Source organism: Mucilaginibacter achroorhodeus, assembly GCF_007846095.1.
GTDB lineage: Bacteria > Bacteroidota > Bacteroidia > Sphingobacteriales > Sphingobacteriaceae > Mucilaginibacter > Mucilaginibacter achroorhodeus.
In genome coordinates this window covers 1-1,030 of the sequence record NZ_VOEI01000014.1, presented here as the reverse complement: position 1 = coordinate 1,030, position 1,030 = coordinate 1, and the positions used below count along the sequence as shown (strand labels likewise).

Annotated in this window: 1 protein-coding gene; it reads right to left on the bottom strand. The window is 46.3% G+C overall.

What is annotated here, in order from left to right:
* A partial coding sequence (locus FPZ42_RS19075) for an integrase core domain-containing protein (RefSeq protein ID WP_146273465.1) occupies window positions 1-964 on the bottom strand: 964 nt, incomplete at its 3' end.
* Between the last annotated feature and the right edge of the window lie 66 nt (window positions 965-1,030).

The window sequence follows — 1,030 nt, the reverse complement described above, 5'->3', positions numbered from 1 at the left end:
TTAGGGTAGCCATATCAATAGGTTTCTTTCCACCGATACCCTGATGAGGTCTTTCCCAGTTATAGTACATGAGGTATTTAAGCAGTTCATCTTCCAGCTCCTGGAGGCTATCGAAGTCTGTATCTTCGATCAGGTCCTCTTTGAGCGTCCGCCAGAAGCGTTCAACCTTGCCGTTAGTTTGCGGCCGGTAGGGTTTCATATATCTTCTTTTGATACCTGTTTCGACCAGCATACGCTCAAAGGGGTGGTTCATTTTGTTTTGACTTACAGCCGTTCCGAACTCCGGTCCGTTGTCTGCAATGATCTCCTCCATCTGGATGCCGAACTCCCGTTTGAGCGCCTGCATGCAATGCATTGCGGTGAACATCGTAGTGAGTGCTGTGATATCTGTCATCACCTGTGCCCATGCCAGGCGGCTGTAGTCATCCAGTACGCAAAGCAGGTACAGCTTTCTGTTTTGTCCGCGTATAACGCTTTTACTTAAATGATGGCAATCGATATGTCCTAACTGGCCCATGCGCTCCTTGACGATCTTTTGTTTGATTTCCCTGTCAACCGGTTTTAAACGGTTACGCCCATTGCGCTTCAGAATATTGTAAATACCTGATGGCGATGGTGTAAAGGTATTGGATTTCTGCCTGAGCTGGCTGTTGATCTCGAACTTATTGCAGCCTTTATCCCGCAATTCGAGCACTTGCTGTTCCTCAACCGGAGAAGGCCTGCGACTGCCGTACTTCGGCCCGCGCTTCTGCGGGAGCAGATCAAGCTCATTGCCCGATTGTTTGAACAGATTGTAGTATTTCAAAAACGCTCGGGCATCGGTATCATGAGCCAAATAGAAATCCATGGCAAAGCGATAAACAGGATGTTCCCTGCGTTTGACCTGCTCGTATTCGCTGATCAGAAAACGGTATTTGCTCAGATAATTCCGCTTTAACGTAAGGTCATTATTAATGTTCCGCATAACAATATTGCTTTATTCTTTAAAGCTAATTCTGTTACCGAATTAATTGACCTTTACAATTGCGAG